The 21,159-nt window shown below is 37.7% G+C and carries 22 protein-coding genes and 1 pseudogene; 5 read left to right on the top strand and 18 right to left on the bottom strand.

Annotated elements, in window-relative coordinates:
* The first annotated feature begins 210 nt into the window (after positions 1-210).
* Complete coding sequence (locus AC1M9B_RS06380) at positions 211-1,212, top strand: glycosyl transferase family protein (RefSeq protein ID WP_481608800.1); 1,002 nt, start codon at positions 211-213, stop codon at positions 1,210-1,212.
* Between the two features lie 49 nt (positions 1,213-1,261).
* Here the strand turns inward: AC1M9B_RS06380 and AC1M9B_RS06375 are convergent, their stop codons facing one another.
* Entirely contained in the window at positions 1,262-1,528 is a 267-nt protein-coding gene (locus AC1M9B_RS06375) for a YeaC family protein (RefSeq protein ID WP_035267325.1), read from the bottom strand.
* Between the two features lie 2 nt (positions 1,529-1,530).
* Positions 1,531-2,472, bottom strand: coding sequence for an NAD(+) kinase (locus AC1M9B_RS06370; protein ID WP_092767167.1), 942 nt, complete (start codon positions 2,470-2,472; stop codon positions 1,531-1,533).
* A 227-nt stretch (positions 2,473-2,699) separates the two neighbouring features.
* On the opposite strand from AC1M9B_RS06370, the gene mrcB reads away from it, so the two are divergent.
* Positions 2,700-5,096, top strand: a complete 2,397-nt coding sequence (gene mrcB, locus AC1M9B_RS06365) for a penicillin-binding protein 1B (RefSeq protein ID WP_481608799.1) — start codon at positions 2,700-2,702, stop codon at positions 5,094-5,096.
* A gap of 26 nt (positions 5,097-5,122) precedes the next feature.
* Positions 5,123-5,692, top strand: a complete 570-nt coding sequence (locus tag AC1M9B_RS06360; RefSeq protein ID WP_481608798.1) for a tetratricopeptide repeat protein — start codon at positions 5,123-5,125, stop codon at positions 5,690-5,692.
* A gap of 30 nt (positions 5,693-5,722) precedes the next feature.
* Here the strand turns inward: AC1M9B_RS06360 and AC1M9B_RS06355 are convergent, their stop codons facing one another.
* Positions 5,723-6,625, bottom strand: a complete 903-nt coding sequence (locus AC1M9B_RS06355) for a thiamine phosphate synthase (protein WP_481608797.1) — start codon at positions 6,623-6,625, stop codon at positions 5,723-5,725.
* Between the two features lie 136 nt (positions 6,626-6,761).
* Between AC1M9B_RS06355 and hemP the strand changes: the two genes are divergently transcribed.
* Positions 6,762-6,932 carry a hemin uptake protein HemP gene (gene hemP / locus AC1M9B_RS06350; RefSeq protein WP_035267337.1) on the top strand — a complete coding sequence of 57 codons (171 nt, stop codon included), beginning with the start codon at positions 6,762-6,764 and terminating at the stop codon, positions 6,930-6,932.
* A gap of 101 nt (positions 6,933-7,033) precedes the next feature.
* Here the strand turns inward: hemP and AC1M9B_RS06345 are convergent, their stop codons facing one another.
* From AC1M9B_RS06345 to tsaA, 5 genes are all read right to left on the bottom strand, one after another.
* Positions 7,034-8,368: a sensor histidine kinase gene (locus AC1M9B_RS06345; RefSeq protein ID WP_481608796.1), complete on the bottom strand. Its 1,335-nt coding sequence runs from the start codon at positions 8,366-8,368 to the stop codon at positions 7,034-7,036.
* Between the two features lie 9 nt (positions 8,369-8,377).
* Positions 8,378-9,043 carry a response regulator transcription factor gene (locus AC1M9B_RS06340; RefSeq protein WP_481588976.1) on the bottom strand — a complete coding sequence of 222 codons (666 nt, stop codon included), beginning with the start codon at positions 9,041-9,043 and terminating at the stop codon, positions 8,378-8,380.
* A 146-nt stretch (positions 9,044-9,189) separates the two neighbouring features.
* Positions 9,190-9,567 carry a NirD/YgiW/YdeI family stress tolerance protein gene (locus AC1M9B_RS06335; RefSeq protein ID WP_481608795.1) on the bottom strand — a complete coding sequence of 126 codons (378 nt, stop codon included), beginning with the start codon at positions 9,565-9,567 and terminating at the stop codon, positions 9,190-9,192.
* A 102-nt stretch (positions 9,568-9,669) separates the two neighbouring features.
* Positions 9,670-11,427, bottom strand: a complete 1,758-nt coding sequence (tfpB, locus tag AC1M9B_RS06330; RefSeq protein WP_481608794.1) for a type IV pilus assembly ATPase TfpB — start codon at positions 11,425-11,427, stop codon at positions 9,670-9,672.
* A 128-nt stretch (positions 11,428-11,555) separates the two neighbouring features.
* Positions 11,556-12,275, bottom strand: a complete 720-nt coding sequence (gene tsaA, locus AC1M9B_RS06325) for a tRNA (N6-threonylcarbamoyladenosine(37)-N6)-methyltransferase TrmO (protein WP_481608793.1) — start codon at positions 12,273-12,275, stop codon at positions 11,556-11,558.
* A gap of 105 nt (positions 12,276-12,380) precedes the next feature.
* Here tsaA and AC1M9B_RS06320 point away from each other — a divergent pair, with 105 nt between their 5' ends.
* Positions 12,381-13,160 carry a ferredoxin--NADP reductase gene (locus tag AC1M9B_RS06320; protein WP_035267346.1) on the top strand — a complete coding sequence of 260 codons (780 nt, stop codon included), beginning with the start codon at positions 12,381-12,383 and terminating at the stop codon, positions 13,158-13,160.
* A gap of 233 nt (positions 13,161-13,393) precedes the next feature.
* Here AC1M9B_RS06320 and AC1M9B_RS06315 read toward each other — a convergent pair whose 3' ends face one another.
* The 10 genes and pseudogenes from AC1M9B_RS06315 to AC1M9B_RS06270 form a co-directional block, all read right to left on the bottom strand.
* Positions 13,394-13,546 (bottom strand): transposase, encoded by a 153-nt coding sequence (locus tag AC1M9B_RS06315; RefSeq protein WP_481591441.1) that lies wholly within the window; start codon positions 13,544-13,546, stop codon positions 13,394-13,396.
* A 3-nt stretch (positions 13,547-13,549) separates the two neighbouring features.
* On the bottom strand, positions 13,550-13,864 hold the full coding sequence (locus tag AC1M9B_RS06310; RefSeq protein WP_481591352.1) for a transposase: 315 nt from the start codon (positions 13,862-13,864) through the stop codon (positions 13,550-13,552).
* Positions 13,865-13,943: 79 nt separating this feature from the next.
* A complete protein-coding gene (locus AC1M9B_RS06305) occupies positions 13,944-14,207 on the bottom strand; it encodes a helix-turn-helix domain-containing protein (protein ID WP_481608792.1) in 264 nt (87 codons plus the stop codon).
* 375 nt (positions 14,208-14,582) lie between these two features.
* Positions 14,583-14,878: pseudogene (locus AC1M9B_RS06300) on the bottom strand (type VI secretion system Vgr family protein); the annotation flags it as partial.
* 56 nt (positions 14,879-14,934) lie between these two features.
* Positions 14,935-16,053: a hypothetical protein gene (locus tag AC1M9B_RS06295; RefSeq protein ID WP_481608791.1), complete on the bottom strand. Its 1,119-nt coding sequence runs from the start codon at positions 16,051-16,053 to the stop codon at positions 14,935-14,937.
* A gap of 122 nt (positions 16,054-16,175) precedes the next feature.
* A complete protein-coding gene (locus AC1M9B_RS06290; protein ID WP_481595901.1) occupies positions 16,176-17,102 on the bottom strand; it encodes a hypothetical protein in 927 nt (308 codons plus the stop codon).
* The gene (locus tag AC1M9B_RS06285) at positions 17,102-17,383 is read right to left on the bottom strand and encodes a hypothetical protein (RefSeq protein WP_481597415.1); all 282 of its coding nucleotides are present in this window, start codon (positions 17,381-17,383) and stop codon (positions 17,102-17,104) included. Before AC1M9B_RS06285 ends, AC1M9B_RS06290 begins: the two co-directional genes overlap by 1 nt.
* Before the next feature lie 216 nt (positions 17,384-17,599).
* Positions 17,600-18,706, bottom strand: coding sequence for an Imm72 family immunity protein (locus AC1M9B_RS06280; protein ID WP_481595899.1), 1,107 nt, complete (start codon positions 18,704-18,706; stop codon positions 17,600-17,602).
* 11 nt (positions 18,707-18,717) lie between these two features.
* Positions 18,718-20,211 carry a hypothetical protein gene (locus tag AC1M9B_RS06275; RefSeq protein WP_481597416.1) on the bottom strand — a complete coding sequence of 498 codons (1,494 nt, stop codon included), beginning with the start codon at positions 20,209-20,211 and terminating at the stop codon, positions 18,718-18,720.
* The coding region (locus AC1M9B_RS06270) for a DUF2345 domain-containing protein (protein WP_481608790.1) at positions 20,208-21,159 on the bottom strand (952 nt) is incomplete at its 5' end. The genes AC1M9B_RS06275 and AC1M9B_RS06270, both read right to left, overlap by 4 nt.

Raw genomic sequence — 21,159 nt, 5'->3', positions numbered from 1 at the left:
CTTGTGTTCCTTACACTTCATTTTTTTATAAGTTTTCATGCTATCCCGTTTTTTTCCAGTTGTCATGGACAAAAGCGCTTGAAAATTCATACAATCTGGTCAGTCTCAAAAGCTAAAAATAATGCTTGATCATTGAATTTGATATTTAGCTTTTATTCGAAGCATCATTCCACGTTACAATGTCATTAAGAACATCCAACTGCATTGATCATGAATACAAAACGTAATTTATATAAAGACTTTGAACATCCATTTGCGCAATTTGTTCGTATTCTTGGCAAAGGAAAAAATGGTGCGCGATCACTGACCTATGAAGAAGCCTATCAAGCATTTGAGATGATTTTAAAAAATGAGGTATTAGACGTTCAGCTGGGTGCTTTTTTAATGCTTTTACGAGTGAAAGAAGAATCTGTAGATGAACTGGCTGGCTTTGTGCAAGCGACTCGTGATCAACTTAAATTTAGAGCTATTGATGTCGACCTAGACTGGTCTTCTTACGCGGGGAAACGCAAACACTATCCGTGGTTTATCTTATCGGCGTTAACCTTAGCAAAACATGGTCATCGTATTGTAATGCATGGGGCTTCTGGACATACCCTCAATCGATTATATACAGAACAAGTTTTACAGTATTTAGGTTATACCATTTGTCAAAATGAAAACGAAGTGGCATCAGAACTGAATCAGCATAACTTTGCCTATATACCACTCGAAGTCATTTCACCTACCTTGAGTGATTTAATTGCATTACGCAATATCATGGGCTTACGCTCACCCATTCATACGCTTTCACGACTCATCAATCCCTTCAATGCCAAAGCCACTTTGCAAGCGATATTTCACCCTGTGTATCGCAGTTCTCATCAACAGACTGCTGCCAAATTAGGTTACGTTAACAGTGCGGTGATTAAAGGTGAAGGCGGTGAATTTGAACGAAACCCAGATGCAAAAACCTTAATTTGCGGTATACGAGACGGTGAACTGTATGAGCTTGAACTTCCGAAACTCACAGCTGATCGTTCAGCAATTGAAGAAGAGTTGAACTTAGATACTTTCAATGCCGTATGGTTAGGTGATGCCCACCATAGCTATGGAGAGGTGGCTGTTATTGAAACTATGGCAATCGCAATCTACACTATGAATGTGGCTGAAACATTTACACAAGCACAGACCTTGGCTCAAGAATACTGGCAGTCACGTCATCGAGTTTAACTTCGGATTAAAAAAAGACACCATCAGGTGTCTTTTTTAACATAGAAGATTATACAAAACGTATAGGTTGAAATTCTGGCTCTGGAACATGTGAATCACATTCATCACCTTCCTCTTTATGACCTTTATCAATATACCCTGATCTTTCTGTTTCTGGCAGATTTTTAGCTTCCCAAGCAATGACTGCTTGCATTGAAATCTGACGCTGCTCTTGAGTTAAAGCTACACCGTTTGGCCATTTACCGATTTCAACGGCAGTTCTTAAACGAGCAACGATGTCTGCATCCAAAACTGATAACATTTGTTCAATATTCATGTTTAGTCCTGCTGATGAAATGAATCGTAATCTTGATTCCATCCTAGTTTGGTACGACATGCCATATAAAAGTCGTATCCAGGTGGATGTAATAAAGTAAGTTTGAAAGGATGTTTGCGAATATGCAACCAATCACCTTCATTTAAAGAAACACTGTGTTGCCCATCAGCACTCACCATTGGCAACACTCGATTCTTACGAATTTGAATTTTAATTTCACTTTGACCACCCACCACAATCGGACGAGAAGAAAGCGTATGCGGGTGCATTGGCACTAGCGCGATCGCATCCATACTTGGGTGCAAAATTGGACCGCCACCAGAAAGTGCGTATGCTGTTGAACCCGTAGGTGTCGATACAATCAAACCATCACTGTGTTGGCGATAAACATATTGACCATCAATATGAAGATCAAACTCAATCATATGGACTGACTTACCTGAATGCAGAACCACATCATTCAATGCTATTGCATCATAAATCAGTTCATTTTTACTACGAACTTCGACTTCTAATAAAAAACGGCGATCTAGCTGAAACTCACCTTTCAAGACTTGATCTAATTTAAATAACACTTCTGTCGGTTTGATATCTGTTAGGAAACCTAAACGCCCACGGTTTACCCCGATGACGGGAGTATTGTATTTCACTAAAGATCTAGCCGCTTGAAGCAATGAACCATCACCACCTACGACAATCACCAAATCTGTAACTTCACCCAATAAAGCTCGACTGACCGTTTGCGAATTTTTATAAGGGACCAATTTAGCGGTTTCTGAATCAAAAACTGGATGCAAACCTAAACTAATCAAATGGTCATGAATTAGACTTAAAGTCTCAACCACAGATGATTTATCTGGTCGTCCAATTAATCCAATATTACGAAATGACTTTGCTGAAAGTTGCACGTATGCTACGGCTCCAGATGAATTATTGAGTATCATATCATCATCATTCTGTGACTTACATATTTCAAGCCTGTTTCATGTTATGAATTTCACGAATAATTTCACATTTCCCCAACTTAAAATCTTAATTTTCTCCTTAATATTGAATTAGATAAATCATTACATTTATCTAAAAAAGGCATAAATTCACAGTTTAATTATTGCAAATTATAAAAAAGCTTCGCATGATGAGCGCAATAAAACAGGGTTTTGCTTTTTGATCTATGAAGTTTGAACGTGGTATTGGCTTAATTGCATTGATTTTCTCAGTGCTGGTGATTTCTGCATTTGTGGCTTTTAGTATTTATCTAATCCGTTTAGATAATATTATTCGCGATAAATTTGAAGGCAATCGTTGGGATATTCCAGCGAAAGTATATGCACGCCCCTTGGAAGTTTATGCTAATGCACCCGTTGAGCAACAAAACTTCATTCAAGAGCTAGGTCTGTTGGGTTATAAAAACGCTGAAGACTATACCAAGCCAGGTAATTTTTTGGTTCAAGGTAATACCATTTATGTCCACACGCGTGGTTTCGATTTTGGTGATAGTGTAGAACCAGAACAAATCCTCCAAGTCAGTTTTGGCGCTAGTCAAATTTCAGAGATTAAAGCAACAAAACCATCGAGTACGGGGATTGCCCGTCTAGAACCAATGTTAGTTGGGGGAATCTACCCTCAACACAACGAAGACCGTGTTCTCATTAAACTCAATCGTGTTCCTAAACCTTTAATTCAAGCGCTTATTGCCACTGAAGACCGTAACTTCTATCACCATCACGGCGTCTCGTTTCGTGGTACAGCACGCGCAGTTGTAAGCAACGTTACTGGTGGTAAACGTCAAGGTGGTTCTACACTCACGCAGCAATTGGTTAAAAACTTTTATTTGACCCCTGAACGTACAATCAAACGTAAAGTAAATGAAGCCTTTATGGCGTTGTTGCTTGAGTTTCATTATGACAAAGATGAAATTCTGGAAGCATATTTGAATGAAGTTAATTTAGGACAAAATGGTAATTACTCGATCAATGGCTATGGTTTAGCGTCTCAATTTTATTTTGGTTTACCACTTAGAGAATTGAGTGTAGCGCAACAGGCTTTCCTTGTTGGACTCGTTCAAGGTCCTAGCTTATACAATCCTTGGAGAAATCCTGAAAGTGCATTAAAACGCCGTAATGTTGTTCTAAACAATATGTTAGTCATGGGATATTTGACTGAAGATCAATATGAAACTGAGTCAGCTAAACCTTTAAACGTGATTAAAAAACCGACTTTAGGCCCAGCTCGCTTCCCTGATTTCCTAGACATCGTTCGTCGTCAACTCAAAACAGAATACCAAGAAAGCGATTTAACGAAACAAGGTCTTCGAATTTTCACCACATTAGATCCAATCGCACAAATCAAAGTACAAAAATCATTTACAGATTCAGTATCAAGACTGTCTAAGACCAATCCTGCACGCTTGAAAGAGCTTCAAGGCGCGGTATTAGTTTCTCACCCTGAAAATGGTGAATTGATTGCAGCCGTAGGTTCAGTATCTGACTTCACAGGTTTTAACCGCGCAGTTGATGCAAAACGTCAGGTAGGCTCATTATTAAAACCTGTTATTTTCCTAACTGCTTTGGAATCTGGTCGTTATAACTGGGCGACGGCAATCGAAGACTCGCCAATTAGTGTGCCAGTCGATCGCAATCAGACTTGGACCCCAAAAAATTATAGCGGAACTTCGTATGGTTACGTCCCAATGGTTCAAGCTTTAGCCAATTCATATAACCTATCTACAGTTCGCTTGGGACAAGAATTTGGACTTTCTTCATTTACCAATCATTTAATGAAGTTTGGCGTGACTTCACCTATTCCGAATTATCCATCGATTTTCTTAGGGGCTGTTGAAATGTCACCTATGGAAATCATGAATATTTATGGCAACTTTGCAACTGGAGGGTTTAAATATCCTACAAAATCTATCCGAACAGTTGTTGATACCAATGGTCAGCTCATTAATCGCTATAGTTTAAATGTTCAACAAACGATCGACCCATCGGCTGCTTATATTTTAAATTACGGATTACAACGTGTGATGTCGGCAGGTACAGGACGTGCTGCTTATAACGGCCTCGCTCCGAATCTAAATCTAGCGGGTAAATCAGGTACGACCAATGATACAAGAGATTCTTGGTTCGCGGGGTATTCAGGTAATCATTTGGCAGTTGTCTGGCTTGGATTAGATGACAATAAAGTCACAGGCTTAACGGGCTCATCTGGCGCTTTACCCGTGTGGACCAACGTAATGAAGCAACTGAAGCAAAAACCAGTCAATTTACGTCAACCTGATGAGGTACAATGGCATTGGATTGATTCAAATAGCGGCGAGCTTTCAGCTCAAGGTTGTCAAGGTGCGCTCTATGTACCGATACTTAAATATACTGTTCCACGTCGCGCAACAGCATGTGGCTTACCACACTACCAAGTAGAGCCGACTTACGTTCCTGAAACGAATGCAGAAGAAATTCCAGCAGAAGACAGCATCGACCAATATATTCGTGAGAGCGAAACAGAAATGGAACGGGATTTAAATACGAATGCCACTCGAGTACTTTCGAGTGGAAGTTATAATCCTTAAAATAAGTTTAGGAGGAGTTAAGGTTAATGACAAAACTGAATTTTAGCGTACTATTCGCCAGCATATTACTCTTAGGCGGTTGCCAAACTTTAACCTCCTCTCAAAACTCACAACCGTCTCAGAAACCTAAACAAGCTGAGACTAAAACAACACCATCCCAAAAAGATGCCGATGGTATTAAAATTACGCCTTACGATCGACCTGAGATTAAACGGGAACAATTACAAATTGTTATTCCTGAACAGAAAAGCTCAACTCAAAAATTCGATGATGGCCGCCAACTTCCCGCATTTAAAAACTTAATGCAACAAACCCATCATGCATTTCGTCAAGCAAAATGGAGTGAAGCTGAGAAAGCCGCACTCCAAGCACAAAGACTTGCCCCTCAATCTGCAGAGACCTATATGTATCTCGCGATGATTGCCAATCAAAAAAATGAGGCAAAAAATGCTGAATCGTTGGCAAAACGAGGTCTCAGTTATGCTCAAACAGCAACGATGAAACGACAACTTTGGCAAATTATTTTGAAATCAAGCCAACTCCAAAAAAATCAAAAACTCATCCAAGAAGCACAAAACCAAATCAAGAAATTTTGATTTAAGCATGAGTTTTACTTTTTAATGCCTTTAAAAAGCACGAATACCAGCAATTCCATAAGCTCCATGTTGTATGGCCTGATCTAATAATTCAGGCTTCATACCGCCTAGCGCATAAACTGGTATATGTATATCTTTTGATAACAATTCAAACTGCGTCCAACCTAAGGGTGCTTGCTGAGGATGCGATGTTGTACACAGTACTGGACTTAAAAATATTGCATCAAAACCTAACGCTACAGCTCGACTGACACTAGAATGGTCATGACAGGATGCGATGCGTTTAATGCCCTTCCATTCCTCCATAAATGAATCAGAATTTAATTGCATCAATTGATCATGTTTAAATTGTACGGCAAATACTTTTTTCTGATTTGATTCTGATAATCCTATCCACACATCACGATTGATAATGAGCTGATCCAGTTGATTATACTGGTTGAGTTGCAGCGCAAAATCTAAAGCATTTTCAGTTCTCAAATAGCTAACTCGATTAAGATCAATGGTTGTATCGAGACGATCTATATTTTTTATTGCAATTTTATTCGGCCAGAGTAGTCGTTTAACAATGGCATCATTAGCTTTAGGAAAATTCAAAATGGTTAGTGCTGAACGATCATGCCATGTCCAAGGACTTTGAATATGATCTAGTAGAGACTGATCAACATAAGCCTGATAAATATGCAATTTTACGATTAGATCTTCATATTCATGCGTAATAAGATCAAATAAATAGACATGATCTAGAAAAATTCCCACCTCTTCTTGAACTTCACGCTGGCAAGCTTGTTCAGGAGTTTCTCCTAACTCGACTTTCCCTCCAGGAAACTCAGCTTTCCCCCCCTGATGTAAAGAGGCTTCTCTCCACCCTACAAGAACTTGATTTTTATGGAATAACAACGCTATAGAAACATTAATCGTTTTTTTTGACATGATTATCTTTCAAAAAATGAGTGCTTAATTGTAAGCATTTTATGTTTTTTTATAAATGAGAAAAATTATCGTTGACAGCTCTATTCGATAATGATTATCATTTAAATAGTTCACCACATACCACGGAGTCCAAGGAATGAACGCACCATTTAGCTTATTCACACGTAATAACGAAAACCACCAAGCATTACCAATGCTTCACTCAAACAATCTATTTGCTCTAGGCAGAGAAATTCGCATCATGCATGCAGGTGAAGAATATCGCCTTCGTCTCACACGAAATAATCGACTCATTTTGACAAAATAAAAATTCTAAAATTTGATAATAATAATCGTGGAACTAAGCAGTATGAATCAGCGCATACTGCTTCTTTAATTTTATTTCTTCAACTTTATAGACAATTAGTTTTAATGAAATTTTATTTCAACTTTTAAACCACCTAACTTCGATTTCTTAAATACAATCTCGGCTTGATGTAATTCGACAATTTTACGGCAAATTGATAATCCTAATCCTGAGCCCGTTGTACGTGTGCCTAACTGACGATAAAATCTTTCTCCCAGCCGATCAATCACTGTTTGCTCAATGCCGTGACCTTCATTTTCAATCACAAATAGAATTTCATTATTATTTTGTTTGATTAAAATATCAACGATTCCATTCTGTGGCGTATAGCGGATGGCATTATCGACTAAATTTCGAATGCAGCTAAACATTAACTCAGGATTTGCCTTAATCGCATGATTTCCTAACTCAGTTTTAAACTGAATATTTTTTTCTTGGCTCAAAGGTTGTACTGAATGTAAAACCTCTTTCGTCAAACGGTCTAAATCTATGGACTGTATCGGTACATCTTGCGTTGAAGACGGATCAAGTCTGGCCAACAAAAGTAAATTTTCTAAAATATTTGAGCCCCTACTCACATCTTTTAGAATCTGCTCTAAGTCTTGTGACAAATCCTCATGATCAGACTGGTATTTTCGTTTTAAAAGTTGTAACCGCATTTGAATCGCTGAAAGTGGCGACCTTAATTCATGGGATGCATCTGCTGTAAAGCGTTGTTCCGCAGTAATTGCACGATCTAAACGCTCCATCATTTGGTTTATTTGATGCACAATAGGTTGTAGTTCTTTTAGTTCTGGTTTTGAAGGTGTAATCGGTGATAAATCCTTAACAGTCTTTTGCGATATTAATTTTGAAAGTTGGTGAATAGATCGAAACTGACGTCGTATAATAAAGTGTAGAATAAACCATTGAATGCCCCATAAAATAATGAGAACACCACCGTAGCCCAGCAAACTTTTGAATAACTGATCAACACGCGCTGACATGGGTTGAAGCATAGTTAGAATTTGCTGATCACTTTGCTCACTGTAATAACGAAATAATCGTCCTTCTAGCCAAACAAAACCAAAGTGATCATTCTGAAAAAAGACCTTGGAACCAATTTGACTGAAAGCAAGGTCTTGCGATTCAATCAAAATAAGTTCATTGAGCTTTAACTCATATTTGATATCAAATTGTTCACTTAAATCATCTAACTCATTTCCCACATGACTTGAAATATCACTGACCAAAATCAAATCGGCGATTTCATCCATCATATTGTCATGGGTCTGCATGTTCTGGTAAAACGAGATCACCAATAAAAGAATTAATGCGACAACGCCCGCCAACATCGAACTGAGCATTGAAGACTTAACAAGACGATGTTGTAAAGATATAGGTTGCTGATCCAACACTGTTCTACCTTAAACCTGATCCAGATTCATTCGATAACCTAATCCACGAATCGTTTTAATCATGGTTGAGCCTATTTTTTTCCGAATCTGATAAATAAAAACTTCAACTGCATTACTTTCGATTTCATCACCCCATGCATATAAGGACTCTTCTAGTTGCTCACGTGTCACAACACGTTCAGGATGTTGCATCAACTTATATAAAATTTGGTACTCTTTCGCTGTAAGATTGACAATTTCTGAATTCAATTTAACAACTTTGGTTTGGGGGTCCAAACTCACGGATCCATACATTAGGATTTGAGACGTGCCTTTGTGCTGAGTACGTAGTTGTGCTCTCACTCTCGCCGAGAGCTCATCTAAACTGAATGGTTTAACTAGATAATCATTAGCACCCAAATCAAGTCCTCCAACACGATCTTGGATACTGTCTTGGGCTGTAATAAAAATAACTGGTGTATTGTGTTGGTGTTTTCTTAAATGTGTCAGAATGTCATCACCAGTTGCTTTCGGTAATCCACGATCAAGTAATAAACAATCATATTGATGCTGCTCAATTGCTAATATCGCATGATCTCCACGCTCGACCCAATCAACACTATATCCATCCATTTCTAACCAAGCTTTGATACTTTCAGCTTGTGACACATCATCTTCTGCTAATAATATACGCATGTCTCTCTTCACTAAGTCACAATTCATTCACTATAAAGTTTTTCAAAAAAAGATGCATAAAAAAACCACATTTCTGGAGAATGTGGTTTTTTTGGTTTGAGTACTTGAAAGCCATAAATCAAATACTCAATTTAGTAGATAGCTCATTAAAATTGAACTTGATCTACATCAATTTCTACACGCTTAGCAGGCTTATAATCAATATCCACTTCACCAATTAAAACAACAGGTGTTTTTGCAGAGATTGGTTTACCTTGCCAAAGTTCATCATCAATATCCACAGTGATCACACCTGTGCTATCGCGGAATTGATATTTTTCATCACCAGTTGCCTTAACAATATAGCCTTTTAATTTCACTGGCGTATCATCTTTGGCAGTTAAAGCACTTTTAACAGTCGTAATTGCTTGTTGTGCAATGGCTGCATGATTAACAGCACTTTGGTTCACTGCCGTATTAGCCATTGCAAATGTAGTTGCACCGACTAAAGCTGTCGCAATTAAAGCTTGATTAAACATTTTCATTTTCTATACCTTTTCAAGTGATGTTTGTTTCGATGAAGCTATTAAAACAAACAAAGCTGAAGCGAATCTTAAGAAATATGAATATTTATTAATCTTTGACAATTAACTTAGTGGTACGACTCTTAGCACCTCTTCTAATGTCGTTACCCCTTCAAGGACTTTTCGAGCACCCGCAATACGCAACGGCTCTACACCTTCTTTTTTTGCGTGAGCACGTAATTCATCTAAATTAAGATTAGCACTGATTTTTTGTTTTGTTTCTAGAGACACAGGCATAAATTCATATATACCCACCCGCCCCTTATACCCTGTGTGACGACAATGTTCACAGCCTTTGGCATGATACACTTGAGCAGGCATCTTTACTAAATACCCATAGGTCAGATGCTCCCATTCTTGAGCATTAATTTCCCGTTTTTCTTTACAATGAGAACATAATTTTCTGACTAGCCTTTGCGCCAAAACCCCTAAGATTGTTGCCGCTGTTAAAAATGGCTGCACCCCTAGATCATGTAAACGAGTCAAGCTTGAAGGTGCATCGTTTGTATGAAGTGTTGAAAGTACGAGATGACCTGTTAAAGCAGCTTGAATCGCCATATTCGCTGTATCTTGGTCTCGGATTTCCCCTACCATGATAATGTCTGGATCTTGGCGCATGAGGGCACGTACACCATCGGCAAAATGAAGATCAATTGCAGGGTTTACCTGCATCTGATTAAAGCTTGGCTCTATCATCTCGATAGGATCTTCAATCGTACAAACATTTAATTGCTCAGTCGCAAGTTGTTTCATTGATGAATACAGGGTTGTGGTTTTACCTGAACCAGTTGGACCTGTCACTAAAATGATGCCGTGACTATTTTTGGTAATGGCATTCCATTGTGCTAGCAGTTTTCCTTCAAAACCCAGTTGTTGGAAACTCCTCACTAATACTTCAGGATCAAAAATTCGCATTACCATTTTTTCGCCTGCTGCAGTAGGCAGAGTTGATAAACGCAGTTCAGTTTCTTGACCCTTAGGTGTACGCGTTTTTAATCGCCCATCCTGAGGACGTCGTTTTTCTGCAACGTTCATACGACCCAGAATTTTAATACGAGAAATTACTGCCGTGAGTGTATTGCTGGGCATGTTATAAATCGTATGCAGCACACCATCGATACGGAATCTAACACGTCCTTTCTCCGCACGAGGCTCAAGATGAATATCACTCGCACCCTGTTCAAAGGCAAATTGAAGCAACCAGTCGACTAATTTTACGATGTGCTGATCGTTGGCATCAGGATTTTGACTATCACCCAATTGTAAAAGGGATTCAACACCTCGGCTCTGTCGGTCGTAAGCTCCTGAATATTGAGAAGAGTTTACTGCTCGGCTCACTTGATAATATTCAATCAAGTAACGTTGTAACTGCTCTGGATTCAGTAAAACCTTAACAATTTTTTTAGGACTTAAGCTCTTTTCTAAATTCTTAACCCAATCATCCAAGAATGGTTGATCTGTACCAATTAAGATCTGATCAGGATGCACCTCCACCGCTAGAATTTTATTTTTGAATGCATATTCTTGTGACATGACCTGAGTCAGTGCTGCAACATCTGCTTTAAGCGGGTCGATCACATAATATTGGAGTTGTGTTTTTAATGCTAACCATTCACATAAGCGTTGCAATGTTAACTTATGTTGAGGTTGAACTTGATCAACCAATTCAAAATGTGCAATCCACTGCAATGGATGCCATTTAAATTGATCTTTTTGACGGTGTCGGGTTTGTATGAGCAACTTATCTCGCTCTAAAATACGACCATCTTTTAGTAGTTGTTCTAAACACCATGTTGTATCAATTTCAAAATTAAAATTCATTCAAATTGCCCCATTCCTTGAGCCCAACTATAGCAAATTCTTTATTCAACATTAGCCTTTAGCCTATTCAGAATTTATAATTAAATTCATTAGATCAAATTCAGCTTTAAATACATCAGTCCAACAATTTATTCGTTTGAACAAAGTTCCAGTGCAACGATCTCAACCTCAGTATCCACTTTAAATTTGACATTTAAGGGGCCGAAACTTAGCCCATAAATTCGCTCAGGATCATTTTGATAAGATGGTCTTGGATCAAATGACAAAACTTGTTCCAATTCCTTGATTAAACTTTCAGCGACACATTGTTGATCCAACAGTTGATTTCGCTGAATTTCAGCAGTTTTTGACCAAACAACTTTTTTTTGAATTGGCTTATCCTGTGCATAACCGCTCGTCGCCTCAACCACGGCATCAGAATATTGAATATATGGTTTGATATCGATAACGGGTGTTCCATCTAGTAAATCACTGCCAGACACATACAATCTCAAAGAATCACCTTCTTTAAAAAGTTTTTTGAATTGTACGACTGACATACCGATAGGTGCTGGACGGTACATGCTTCTTGTCGCAAAGACCCCCATTTTTTTATTTCCACCTAAACGTGGTGGTCTGACTTGAGGCTTAAATTTTTGATTATTCTGATTTTTATTATCGTGAAACTGCCAAATCAGCCATAAGTGACTGAAATCATGTATACCTTCAAAAGCCAATTCATCATTATATGGCGCCAATAGTTCAATATAACTTTCAACATTTACTAAATTTGGCTGACGTGGAATACCAAACTTTTCTTTGTAGGGAGATCTCATTATACCAATCACAGGTAAAGTCAGCTCATTCATAATCACTTTTTTTGATAAGCTCAATTAAATATATTCAGTTTATCGAGAATGGTTTTAGTTTAGAATAGCAAGCTGTTCTAATTTGATAATTTATTGAGACCTTTAATGGCTGCTTTTAACGTCGAAAAGATTACTCACGTACACCACTGGAATGACACATTATTCAGTTTTAAAACGACTCGCGATACAGCATTGCGTTTTAAAAATGGTCAATTTGTGATGATTGGTTTAGAAGTCAATGGCAAGCCTTTAATGCGTGCATATTCGATTGCTAGCGCGAACTATGAAGAAGAACTTGAGTTTTTCTCTATTAAAGTTCCAGATGGTCCTTTGACATCAATCCTACAAAAAGTAAAAGTTGGTGATGAAATTTTAGTTTCTAAAAAACCGACTGGTACACTTGTTCTTGATGATTTAAATCCTGGTAAAAACTTGTATCTTTTATCATCAGGTACTGGTTTAGCTCCTTTCCTTTCGACTATCCGTGATCCAGAAACTTATGAGCGTTTTGAGAAAATCATCGTTGTACACGGTACACGCTATATCTCAGAATTGGCGTATCAAGACCTTATTCAAAATGAAATTCCAAACCATGAGTTCTTTGGGGAACTTGGTGCGAAAGAAAAGTTAATTTATTACCCAACAGTTACACGTGAAGACTTCCATACTCAAGGTCGTGTTACAACTGCGATTGAAACTGGTGCTCTTTTCGAGAAAATCGGCTTACCTCGTTTTAATCCTGAAACTGACCGTGCAATGTTATGTGGTTCTCCTGCATTCCTTGACGATGTAGCTGCACTTCTTGATCAACATGGCTTAAAAGAATCTCCACGTATGGGTGTTCTTGGTGATTATGTGATTGAACGTGCTTTTGTTGAAAAATAAATAACGTACAAAAAAAACCGAGCTTTTTTGCTCGGTTTTTTTATGGAGTGTTTTATTTTCCCTATTATTTAAATCGATTTTATCTTGATTTAACTCTGTAGTAACTTTATTCAGCAATGCTGAACTAGAAGCAATATCGTCATTTCAGATATTCAACATTCACAGTAATCACTAACACTTAGTTTCTAATGTATTAACTTTAATACTAGTAAACAATAGGGTTCTTTCATAAATCATTTTTTACTCAGTTCTAAATTATAAATCCCTGCGATTAAACTGAATCTTAATCCCAATCTTTTGCCACGGTTGCGATATCGCTCAGCAAGGATTTTGAAGGTCTTCAAAGTCCCAAATACATGCTCAATCCCAATTCTTCTTTTATTGATTTCTTAATTGTAAACTTTTAGCTCAGGTTCTAGTTTACAGTGCTTTTTTGCTTTTAATGGCAATAGACTATTTGGATACACCGTATAAATCCCTTGATAGCCTTTATCTGCAAGGATAAAAGACCCTTTAGGAATTTGATTCAGGTTATGTTTGAAGAGCTCGAAATCATGTACTGCACCACGACTCGTACATAAACTCAGAATTTGCTGAGTCTTATAGTGGATGATGGCTTGTACATTGAAAGTATGAGCTTTCTTCTTACCACTATAGCTTTTCTTCTGTTTTTTTAGGTCTTTGTATTGGAATTTCTGTGGCATCTACGATCACCACATTCCAGTCGATACTTTCGCCTTCAGGCAAACTCTTGGGTAAATTAAATAGATTGGACTTGATCAGTTAAGCCTCTACGTGGCGGACGATTCTTGAAGCCGTAGGCTCTGACACACCATAACTCGTTGCGACATGAAATAATGTTCGATATTCACGCCAATAACTTAAGCTCAGAAGGATTTGATCTTCTACACTTAACTTAGATGGTCTACCTTTAGCAGGTACAAGCATTTTTAGCTGTTTAGCCATTAAATCAAAGGTTGACCATGAGATGCCTGTATATCGCTTAAACTGTGTTTCAGAGAGCTTCTTTGAATCAATGTATTTCATCCGCAGATTATGCATGAAGATTTAAAATTCTTCGGTACAAATAATCAACTAAAGATAGATCAGTTTTTGATTTATGAAAGAGGTCTATTATTGACGTATCAAGAGGAATATCCTGAACTAACTCTTCTATTTCTTGATTATTCAAAAATAAAGTTGATGTGCTCATTTACAAATCCTAATTAATAAGCTATTTAATTTCTTCCACGACCATTATTAGATGAATTACCGTGAGGCTTATCATCGTTAGATTCTGGTGACTTATCTTCAGGATAACGAAACAACGGTAACTTAAATCCTTCACCAACCGTAATACCACTAACTCTATTTATTGTTTAGATTGATTATTTAATTTGCCATATTCATCAAATTGTTTTTCTGGTTGATCTCCCCATCTACACTGAGATGTATATCTTCATTACTTTCTATGGCAATGGAACTTGGTGAAGCCAAGAGCATGATCGCTTGTTTAAACGTAGCGGCTTTGCTTTGGTCTTCGCTCTCTAAGTTTTTGAGGTAGTCCTGTAGGTTTTCGAGTAAGCTCAGTGGATCAGTTTGTTGATTTTTTGCCACTTCACTGAGGTCTTTCGCTTGTTCCTGTTTGTAGGTAGAGATGAGTATACCTTCTCCTGCACGCACTGCCCCCTTTGATCTGTTCTGAGTTCAAAGATTTCATCATAAGGGGTAGCATGACAAAGCGTTCAATTAAATAAAAGCCTAGAATGACTTTCTATTCTTCACCGTCATATACCCAATATTCTTCGCCCCAATCTTTACTAGATTTATTCATTATGGTTCCTTTGGTGAAATACAGTCGTTTTCCTTTATCATTAGATAAAATCCAATAACCTGTTCTTGGGCATAATTCTCCCCCTATAACTTTTAAATCAGGTGTAGCAAAAGTATCTACATCCTCAACCCCAATATCTTCAAACTCACCTTCTATTAACTCAACGAAATACCAGCTAGAATCAAAGCTAGTAAATGCATTTCTTGAGATTAATGATGGGGTTAGTTCCAATTGTACTTCTCGATCTGATTTTAAATAATCCCAATCATCTTCTATTCGCTTATTTTTAATATTTTCAATTGCGAACGCCCTTAACTCTTCAGAAGGAGTCCATGCTGTATATTCATTAAACTTAGAAAATAAGTCCTTTCCTAAAGCATTTAATGTTTCACACTCTTCTAATTGCCCACGTGTAAAACTATTTTCATCGCGATAAGTCCAAGCAAATTGTGGTACGCCATATCGATCACCCACAGGAATATATACCCCTGTTTTTGGAATAATTTCCCCACTATTTACACGTATGTCTGTACGAAGCTTAAATTTAGGTACTTTATATTCAAAAATTCCCAGTTCTTTAATCACTTCAAATAAACCATATAAACTCCATGATCTTGGAGGCTTTACGCAAGAGTCGTAATAACTACATAATCTATATAATTCATCAAAACGCAATTTAAAATCAGCTTCTTCTTCTTCTGACATCCAGTTCGGTCGAAACTCGCCTAACATACGTGCTGTATTATATGCAGGTGTCCAGCCATATTTTTCCTGTTTCGTTTCTTCAATAATTCTGATTAGACCTAATCTGAAATCGAGTAAAGATGGGTAAGCATAGGTACTCCAATTAGCTGAAGTATCCCCCATTCCCCAACCTTCTTGCAATAAAACACGGTCACGATACTGCTGATCAGCTAAATCAATTACTCCACCAGTATGTTGAATCAACTCATCCAGTTTGGTCAGTAACATTTCCAAATAAGATCGTGAAGTAACATAATAAATTAGGGCAATTGATTGTTTTTGAAAACGAGTCAATTTAGAACAGCTTCTAAGCATAAGTTAGTCATCACTATCAAACTACCAAAACTCCTCATCCCAATCAGATTTGATCTCAGGTAGAATTTTACCATCATCAAAACTTTATCATTATTTTGACAATCCAATCTTTTATATATAAATTATTTCTTATTAGTAACTTCTAAATACCAAATCGTTTCTCCCCAGCTATTATTCTCAATCTTCGGAAATACTTCTCCCTGTTCAAAATAACGGGATTGCAATTGATTTGCAGGACTCCACCAATTACCTGTCTGTTGACAAGTCTGCCCAGCAAAACCTTTTAAATTTTCAGCTTGAATAGTCTCAGATGACCCACCCTCGTCTGCAATTCGTTCAACCAATACCCATTCCGTATCTTCCTCATGATCATATTGTGGGCAATCTGGATCAAGTCCCACTAATGCTTCTATCGCATCATGCCCTTTAAGCAGCAGCTGTGCACTTGCTTCCTGTATTTCAGGAATGTAAATACCATCCTGTGGCACAGTTTCGCCTGTTTTTACCGTAACATTTTGGTTTAACTTATATATTGGTAAAGATGATGGTAAGTTTAACTCTCCTAAATAATCTGAATCATAGTCTTCTTTTAAAAAAGTCATAGGCCAGCTACCAAAAACTGTAGCTTTAATATTAGATGATAACTTACTAGCTTTACTTTGCCATTGATCAAATAAGGCTAAATTACCCTCATCCATCCAATCAGGGAAATAGTCTATTCTTTGATTTCTAAAGTCAGTCACCACATTCCCTGCATATTGCAAAGCAGATAAATCACCCTCTAATAAACGTTTATATCCATAATTCAAGCTCTCAAGAGTTGATCTGAAATTAGGCAATACATGCTCACCCCAAACTATGTCAGGTTGTTGTGAAATATGTTGGTTTCGATAATCATAAGGTAAATCCTGCATAAACAGCTCAAGTGCATTTTCCGCTGCATCGAGCATATTTTTAAAAGCATCTACCAGTTCTTTAAAATATTCAGCCGAACTATAGCGTTCAAGTAGGAAAATTTCCTGCGGACGAATTTCAGATGATTGCGACATTATTTTTTATCTCCATACCAATTCTGCTCTAAACGCGGCACACCAACCATATTGGTTTTCGTTTCAACAATTAAACCACTGTCATAGCCCCAAGGGGTTGCTTCACGCTTACTTACATTTGCTCGTACTAAATCTTTTGGGTCCAGAACAATTTGTATGCCACCACCTTCAAGTACAAATATCTCGCCTTTGCTATTCACTTTTTCAACTTTACCCGCACTATTTTTAAAAGTCTGACTTGCGGCTGGACCTTCCCATACATTGATCCCACCCCTTGGCACTCGGTATTTAACAACCTCACCATTATGATTCCATGATGCAAATACCGCAAAATAGCGTCGCCAATCGGCTTTACTCTACTTGGGTTGTGCCTGAGGGTACGGGTGGTCCGAACTATCCGAATATGTAATCTCGTTTGAGATCAAAAAAACCCGCGAAAGCGGGTTTTTTATTAAACTTCCATCAATGCGAAAGTTTTCACCTTGAGCGATATAGTTTTATTCTTCTCCATCAAACTGCCAGTACACCTCGCCCCAATCACTTTCATAATTTGGAAAGATCTCACCCTGTTTAAAGTATTGCCGTGAATTTGATTTCGCTGTTGTATACCAATAGCCAGCTTTAGGACAAACCTGCCCAGCCGCTATACTTAATTTTTCAGTTGATTCAGTTTCGGGTTGATTGGATTGTTTTCCTATATTTTCTATATCAAAAATATAATTCTTTTCTTCCTCGGGTATGGTTCCATCTATATAGCGATTGTCTTCCCAAATTAAACGCCATTTAACATCGTACCAATCATCGGTCCCTTCCAATTTATATTGGGTTGCTTCTGTCCCTTCTAAAAAGTAGTTTGGACATCCAACATAAATATTATAGTCAGAATCATTGGTTAATTTTTGATAGACAGGTTTTTCGAACCATGGTTCATAAATGCCTGAAATTTGGATTTCTTCACCTGAATGAATTTGACCTTTTGAGCTTTCATTATAATTTGGGCAAGGGATGATCGGTTCAACGATTTGCTTACATGGTGGCCAGTTTAGTTTACTAAATAAAGATTCATAGCTCCATTTCTTATAATAAATTCGATTATTATTTGGTACATCATATGAAACGTTATACAAAGTATTAACTGTGATACCCTCCATAGCTCTTGCTATCAATAATTTTAAAATATGTCGTGTGTGGTCATGTTCAATAAAAATATTTCCATTTGGCTCTTGACCTATGCCTAGGTTTTGATAAAAAACATCATATAGCAAGCCATGTTCATCACCATAGCGACCAAAAATCCTCCCCTGAATATTCCCTTCAAAATAAAGATCATATGCTTCTTTTTTGAATTTGCTTTTTCTCAGTTCCGTTAAACCTTTTTCTGTATCACTTAGATCACTCAAATAATATAATAATTCTTCTTCATGACTCTCCTTAAAGCCTTCAGGTTCATTCAATAAGTTTAGAGGAGGATGCCTTAATTGTTGCTCAAATGCGTCTACAAATTCTTTCTCCAGTTCATATGCAACATATAAATACCGATAACTGGTATATTTTTTCATGAGATAAAAAGTTTGGTCTCTCGCTTTCTGATCAATGATATACATCATAAATTCCCTTAATTCGCCTTACTTTGCTCATGCTTAGTATTTGCTCGACCTGTCGCAGACACACCACGAGCTACCTGACCCTGTTGAACAGTTTTCTGTGCTTTTTCTCTTGCCGCCAAATACGCAACCGTATCTTCTAATTTTTTTGGAAGAATGGCATCATTCCAATTGGTTTTTTGAATTTTAACCATGTTTTCAATATATTGCCTGATCGGCTGATTGTCTGGGTGGCCAAAATCTATATATAACTGTTTTTCACCACCAGCTAACAACAATCCACTGCCTTGCATTTTTTCTAAATCAAGTTGCTCTGCAACCTGACCTTCCCATACTTTTAAGCCTTGCCAATTTTTAGGTACAACAATATTTAATTTTTCTAACTCAGCTATGGTAGGTATACGGTCTAGGGCCACAAATATACCATTTTTAGACCAGTCACTTTTTACAGCATAATCAAAACGCCATGCTGTGCCATTAATTGGCATTTTATCCGCCCAATACGCACCAGATTTAAATGGTTTTTTTTGATCAATGATTCGTTTCCAGCCAACTCTAGCACCAGGTTTATATAACTTTGCTTCAATATTAGCTTTCTGACTAAATGAGGCTATTACATAATATTTTAAAACATCATTTGTCGCAGAATCATTTTTCTTCTTAGCTAAATCCGGCCATCCGTCCTTATGCTTATAATGGCTTAAAGGCGCAGGTTTATGACCCTTGCTCGCAATCGTATTTCTAGCAGTAGAAGCCAAACGTGCTTCCGTGGTTAAAACTTTAGTTTCTCCACCACCTATCTTCGCACCAGCTTTATTCATCTGGTTGATCATTTCAGATCGGACTTTATTTAAAGCACTGTCCAACTCTTTAATTGCAGAAGGAATCATTTTATCTGCGAGTTTGGCAAGCTTATCTAACTCAGGTAAAAATGAGTTTAATTGTTGTTGTACATGCTTAGGTAGAACGACTCTCGTTTTTGATAAGAAAAACTGAATCGAGGATTTTAATCGCGCAATAAATTTTTTAAACTCGGATAATATTTTAGTTTGGTATTTTGAAAATTTAAGTGCGTTTATAAATTTAATTGGGTCTCCATAACCCATTTTTCTTAAAAAAGCCAAAATTGCAATTGCTACTTCTGCGGCTTTACTGGCATCTTTAATCACAGTAATGAGTAAGCGCCCAATACCTTTTAACACACCACCAAATATTGGAATGAGTGGCAATAAACACAAAATAATACTAACCCAGTTCAGGACTTTATTTTTCTCTTGTTCACTACCTGCCATGCGATTTGAAATAGCGATTAAATCCCTAACAGCTGTGGCTTCACCTGCGACAGGAAACATACTAATAACTGCATCAAATACGATCTGACCTAAAGTTGATTTTTCGTTAAATTCACCTTGTAAGGCTCCACCTACCCAACTGCCGGCAGCCTTGGTATTCGACCAAAGCTCTGAACCAATTTGAATTATAGCTATTTTATTTTCTGCACTCATTTTTTAGAATCCTTAAGTGCTTGTTGGTATGATTCTTCTAGATCTGAGATGTTCCAATCTGCTTTAAAATTAATATTTTCTTCTGCTTGTGCTACAACTTCATAAGATCTAGCATCTTCCCCAAAAATAATCTCTGCTTCACCATCAGGCGCATCTCTTATATCAGCTATCCCTTCATCATTAGTCACACCTGAAAATATCTGACCATTTGCGTATTTCATTTTAAAGTTTACACCTTTAACAGGCTCATCATCATGATATTTAATTGCAATCTGTTGTCTTATTTCATTTGGCATGAGTGGAAAATTCAACGGCACCTTTGCTCCCCCCACAAATTGATGCTGCCCTGCCTTAACCTCAAACTTACCAGCTGTGGTCGGTAAAACTCCCGAACTGCTAATTTCAATCTGTGAGCCACCACCGATCAACACTATTTTTTTTGCCGCTTTAATTTCAATTCGATCTTCCGTGGAAATAATCTGCACACCCTTTCTTGCAATCAGATCAGCACCATCCCCTTGAGCTTGAATCTCGATCTTGCCTTTGCCTGCATAGACTCGTGCCCCTTCTTGCGCTGCAAATAAGCTGATCTTTTTGCTGGCATGTCCGATGATGCTGTCTTGCGTGCTGGTGTTAATGCTTCCTTGTGCAATCTGGTTGATCTGCCCATCTGCACTGAGGTGGATGTCTTCGTTACTTTCTACGGCAATTGAACTTGGTGAAGCCAAGAGCATGATCGCTTGTTTAAAAGCCGCGGCTTTGCTTTGATCTTCGCTCTCTAAGTTCTTGAGATAGCCCTGTAGGTTTTCGAGTAAGCTGAGTGGATCAGTTTGTTGATTTTTTGCCACTTCACTGAGAGCTTTGGCGTTGTTTAAGCTACTTTCGAGTTGTTGTTTGGCTTCGCTTGCATCGAGATGGTTTGCTTTGGCTTGTTCTTGTTTGTAGGTG

The organism is Acinetobacter sp. ANC_7513 (assembly GCF_056779915.1).
Note: the sequence above shows the minus strand (reverse complement) of the source record. Positions and strands in the feature narration are given on the sequence as shown.

Excerpts from the sequence above, each read along its gene's own strand:
- AC1M9B_RS06380 (WP_481608800.1), top strand. The coding sequence starts at position 211 with ATGAATACAAAACGTAATTTATATAAAGACTTTGAACATCCATTTGCG.
- AC1M9B_RS06375 (WP_035267325.1), bottom strand. The coding sequence starts at position 1,528 with ATGAATATTGAACAAATGTTATCAGTTTTGGATGCAGACATCGTTGCT.
- AC1M9B_RS06370 (WP_092767167.1), bottom strand. The coding sequence starts at position 2,472 with ATGATACTCAATAATTCATCTGGAGCCGTAGCATACGTGCAACTTTCA.
- mrcB (WP_481608799.1), top strand. The coding sequence starts at position 2,700 with ATGAAGTTTGAACGTGGTATTGGCTTAATTGCATTGATTTTCTCAGTG.
- AC1M9B_RS06360 (WP_481608798.1), top strand. The coding sequence starts at position 5,123 with ATGACAAAACTGAATTTTAGCGTACTATTCGCCAGCATATTACTCTTA.
- AC1M9B_RS06355 (WP_481608797.1), bottom strand. The coding sequence starts at position 6,625 with ATGTCAAAAAAAACGATTAATGTTTCTATAGCGTTGTTATTCCATAAA.
- hemP (WP_035267337.1), top strand. The coding sequence starts at position 6,762 with ATGAACGCACCATTTAGCTTATTCACACGTAATAACGAAAACCACCAA.
- AC1M9B_RS06340 (WP_481588976.1), bottom strand. The coding sequence starts at position 9,043 with ATGCGTATATTATTAGCAGAAGATGATGTGTCACAAGCTGAAAGTATC.
- AC1M9B_RS06335 (WP_481608795.1), bottom strand. The coding sequence starts at position 9,567 with ATGAAAATGTTTAATCAAGCTTTAATTGCGACAGCTTTAGTCGGTGCA.
- tfpB (WP_481608794.1), bottom strand. The coding sequence starts at position 11,427 with ATGAATTTTAATTTTGAAATTGATACAACATGGTGTTTAGAACAACTA.
- tsaA (WP_481608793.1), bottom strand. The coding sequence starts at position 12,275 with ATGAATGAGCTGACTTTACCTGTGATTGGTATAATGAGATCTCCCTAC.
- AC1M9B_RS06320 (WP_035267346.1), top strand. The coding sequence starts at position 12,381 with ATGGCTGCTTTTAACGTCGAAAAGATTACTCACGTACACCACTGGAAT.
- AC1M9B_RS06310 (WP_481591352.1), bottom strand. The coding sequence starts at position 13,864 with ATGCCACAGAAATTCCAATACAAAGACCTAAAAAAACAGAAGAAAAGC.
- AC1M9B_RS06305 (WP_481608792.1), bottom strand. The coding sequence starts at position 14,207 with ATGAAATACATTGATTCAAAGAAGCTCTCTGAAACACAGTTTAAGCGA.
- AC1M9B_RS06295 (WP_481608791.1), bottom strand. The coding sequence starts at position 16,053 with ATGCTTAGAAGCTGTTCTAAATTGACTCGTTTTCAAAAACAATCAATT.
- AC1M9B_RS06290 (WP_481595901.1), bottom strand. The coding sequence starts at position 17,102 with ATGTCGCAATCATCTGAAATTCGTCCGCAGGAAATTTTCCTACTTGAA.
- AC1M9B_RS06280 (WP_481595899.1), bottom strand. The coding sequence starts at position 18,706 with ATGTATATCATTGATCAGAAAGCGAGAGACCAAACTTTTTATCTCATG.
- AC1M9B_RS06275 (WP_481597416.1), bottom strand. The coding sequence starts at position 20,211 with ATGAGTGCAGAAAATAAAATAGCTATAATTCAAATTGGTTCAGAGCTT.